Below are 3,651 nucleotides of genomic sequence, written 5' to 3' on the forward strand. Positions count from 1 at the left end.
TAGGGAAACACTGAAAAATTCTTTTGTTGCACGATTGAGCTCCGAAATATTACAATAGAGGAAAACAGCAACACGACGAGAGAGAGGCAACATCATGGTGCAGCAAACCTTTACCGACATGGAGTACGCAAACCGCAAGAGAACAACACGCCGTGAAGCCTTTCTGGAAGCCATGGAATCCATCATTCCTTGGAACGAATGGATGGCACTCATCGCGCCGTACTATGTCCAGAAAGAGCGCGGCAGAAAACTGATCCCCCTAGAAACCATGCTGCGTATGTACCTTATGCAGAACTGGTTCGGTCTTTCCGATGAGGGAATCGAGGATGCAATTTACGACAGCTATGCCATGAAACAGTTTCTGCGGATTGACTTTTCCACAGAACAGACACCCGATGCCACGACACTTCTGCATTTTCGGCATCTGCTGGAAAAGCACGACATCGCCCGCAAGATTTTCGATGATGTGAAACAACGCCTAGACGCGTCTGGACTCATCATGCACGGCGGCACGATTGTTGATGCAACCATCATTCATGCACCGAGTTCGACCAAGAACGCGACAAAGTCCCGTGACCCTGAGATGCACTCCACGAAGAAGGGGAATCAGTGGTACTTCGGCATGAAGATCCATTCCGGTGCGGATGCCGGAACAGGATACGTCCATACGATCACAGCGACCGCCGCCAACGTGCACGACATTACCCAAACCCATGCGCTGATCCGCGAAGATGATCATACGGTCTATGGGGATTCGGGGTATCTCGGTGTGGAAAAACGCACGGAAATCCGAGAGAGGTCCGAGCTTTCAGACGTGGACTACCGCATTGCCCAAAGCCCCTCGCAGAAGCGCATGACGAAAGAATACAAAGGGACGAATTGGGACAGGCAGATCGAGCATGCGAAAGCCTCGGTTCGCAGCAAGGTGGAGCATCCTTTTCTCATTGTGAAGCGTCTGTTTCATGCGGGTAAGACAAGGTATCGCGGACACAGGAAGAACCTTCTGCAATACTATCTGCTCTTTGCGTCGGCGAATCTCGTCATGTGTTTGAGGGCAGGAAGGCAGAGAGAGTTTTGCATGACAACGGGATAAGTGTGCCCTTTTTCTCGAACCTCCCGTTCAAACGGGAGGTTCGGGGAAGGAAAGAAAGAGATATGGGCATGCTTTTCCACTTTTTGCATGAGAAACTGTAGAACTGATGCCTGTGGATAACGCAAGCCTTGTTATCCGTGTTTTATCAGCGTTTCCTCAGGTAAAGCAGCATGTGGGGGAGACGAACGAACATGCAGTAGAGCAGATCAGCAACTATAAGAAACAGCAAGCAGATTCGCTTGACGGTGAGTATACTCCCTTGGCATGGGCATTGACCTCTGCGGTATTTTCCGAAAAAGCGGTTCAAAAAGCGGGCGAGTGCGGCGTACGCCTCATCAATGGGGAAGAGTTCATTGGGATGCTGCTGGAAGCGGGCATTACCGATATTGACGCGGCGATTTCGTAACGTTGTACGATAATCATACTTTTTGCTTAGAGATACGGGGCTGTTGCACGAATGTATCGTCGTGCGGCAGTCCCTTTCTGCACTACATTTTGAATTTTCGTTGCGGCAGCTTAATATGTATGGCATAATAAATATCATTCGAAATAATGAAGCGACTATAACCTGTGAAAAATGAATGACCAAGAGAGGATTCCGGATGGAACAAAACAATACAATCAATATGCCGCACCTGCAATGGTATCCCGGGCGAATCTGGAAATAGGGAAATAGACCCTTGAATCTCAAGGGCGCAAGGTTTTTCTTGTCTCCCGTTTTAGTAAAATGTCTCCCGTTTGTCTCCCAATTTTCGAGGGAGACAAACGGGAGACGGGGACGGAGTATTGCTATTTCTCCGATCATGGCGTATAATAGCCATAGAAAAGGTGCTATCGTGTAAACGGTCAGCCCCAAACTTATCTCGGTGAGAAAATCCCGCCTAAACTTTAGCTGGGGTCAGGCGGGTTTTCTTATGCCTTTAATGCAACGATACAAATCGTCACCATGAACACTAACGCCAAAAAGTCGTATAGCTCCATCGGCATCGCCCCCTCTCAGGGGCTAAGATTGACCGCCTACCGAATAGATAGCACCTGCTCGGATTATATCACATCCACAGGCTTTTGGGCGGTCTTTTTTTTTGTGGAGTTACAGTACATTCTTCACCTTGCCCGAGATAATCTGCACGGGGACGGCCTGCATCTCTGGGCGGTTCTCGATGTAGCGGAGCGTTGTGCCGTAGTCCGAGTGCCCCGCACGCGCCATGATGTCATTCGGAGCGGCCTGCGACTCGCCGAGCATGGTGAGGTTCGTGTGCCGCATGCAGTGAAAGTCGAAGTCTCGGACACCGAGCTCGCGGATCCGCTTGCACTGATAGCCTAAGGTTGTTGGCTTGATGTACTTTCCGTTCGGCTGCGTGCAGATAATATCAATGCGCGATCCCGGGGCGGGGTAGCCCTTTTCAAGGGAGACAATCTTTTTGATGTCCCGTCCTTGATAGTCTTTTGCGGGTACAATGTAATTATAAAAGTAATCCTCTCCATAGTAGAGCTCATTCTTCGCCTGCTGTCGCTTCCAATGCTGCAGGAGGGGGAGAATGACCTGTGCATCGAAGGAAAGCGTCCGACGGCTGCTGTCGGTTTTAAGGTCGCAGACGTAATGCAGGCCGATCTTTCCGCGCATAGCAAGCCGTTGTATTTGCTGTGTGACGGCAATCGTCATGCGTTGCATATCGCAATTATCCCATGAGAGACAGAGTGCCTCGCCGATGCGCGTGCCGAAATAGAGACCAATGACAAGCGGCATGTGGAACGTCGAGCCGAACGGATGCCGCTGAAAGATCAGCGCAAGCTCGCTGTCCTCGATACGTCGACGCGGCTGCCGATGACTGAGCGGGGCGAACTCCTTGCCCGGCACCTTGATAAGGCGTGCAGGATTTTCCCGCAGCAGCTCCATCGGATAGATCGCATAGTCGAGTGCCGTGGAGATGTTGCTGAGGATCCGAGCGACAGTCTCATAGGCATAGCCGTCCTTGCGCTTCTGCTGGACAAATCGGTCAATGATAGCGGGGGAGAGGGAGGAGAGACGATACTCGCCGAGCGCAGGTTTTATATGCAGGCGAATGTTCTTCTCTCGTAGCTCCAATGTGTTGTTTCGTGCATACAATCGCGTGCGTTCGTACCAAATATCGAGATAGTCGGCAAAACTGATGCTGGCATCGTTCTTCTTTGCACCGCCGCCGATGTAGGCGTTGTATGCTTCGACTCCGGCCATCAGTGCATCATGCTCTGTGGCATACCCACCGCCTTCGCCGCGCCGACGTTTGCCGTCAACCTTTGCCTTCTCGAAATAGTATGCCCACGATGCTCCGCGTTGCTTTACGCGGACGTGATCGAGTGGGTTATTTGATTTTTTTGACATGATAAAAGCCTCCCATGTTGAAAATTGGAGGCTAATCCCATATAATAGATTACGGTGTAGATGTGACTAGCCTCACATTTATTCTTTGCCGTCCGGAGGTGGTGCTCCGGGCGGTTTTTATCTTAATCTCTTGGATGTACAATCTAAGTGCAACACAATTTAACAAAGAAAAGGACTCATAACGAAAAAACTCCTG

General features: G+C 50.5%; 3 protein-coding genes. 2 read left to right on the plus strand and 1 reads right to left on the minus strand.

Annotated features, from left to right (window positions below; all coding sequences use genetic code 11):
• The first annotated feature begins 94 nt into the window (after positions 1-94).
• Both HMPREF1147_RS08800 and HMPREF1147_RS08805 read left to right on the plus strand, forming a co-directional pair.
• Positions 95-1,093 carry an IS5 family transposase gene (locus HMPREF1147_RS08800; protein ID WP_009658568.1) on the plus strand — a complete coding sequence of 333 codons (999 nt, stop codon included), beginning with the start codon at positions 95-97 and terminating at the stop codon, positions 1,091-1,093.
• 106 nt (positions 1,094-1,199) lie between these two features.
• Entirely contained in the window at positions 1,200-1,499 is a 300-nt protein-coding gene (locus HMPREF1147_RS08805) for a hypothetical protein (protein WP_009658569.1), read from the plus strand.
• A 684-nt stretch (positions 1,500-2,183) separates the two neighbouring features.
• Here the strand turns inward: HMPREF1147_RS08805 and HMPREF1147_RS08810 are convergent.
• Positions 2,184-3,455: a site-specific integrase gene (locus tag HMPREF1147_RS08810; protein WP_009658566.1), complete on the minus strand. Its 1,272-nt coding sequence runs from the start codon at positions 3,453-3,455 to the stop codon at positions 2,184-2,186.
• Between the last annotated feature and the right edge of the window lie 196 nt (positions 3,456-3,651).

The organism is Selenomonas sp. FOBRC9 (assembly GCF_000287655.1).
GTDB classification, from domain to species: Bacteria; Bacillota; Negativicutes; order Selenomonadales; family Selenomonadaceae; genus Centipeda; species Centipeda artemidis.

What these genes read in the sequence shown, in the direction of transcription:
- HMPREF1147_RS08800 (WP_009658568.1), top strand. Translation starts at nt 95, where the DNA reads ATGGTGCAGCAAACCTTTACCGACATGGAGTACGCAAACCGCAAGAGA.
- HMPREF1147_RS08805 (WP_009658569.1), top strand. Translation starts at nt 1,200, where the DNA reads ATGCCTGTGGATAACGCAAGCCTTGTTATCCGTGTTTTATCAGCGTTT.
- HMPREF1147_RS08810 (WP_009658566.1), bottom strand. Translation starts at nt 3,455, where the DNA reads ATGTCAAAAAAATCAAATAACCCACTCGATCACGTCCGCGTAAAGCAA.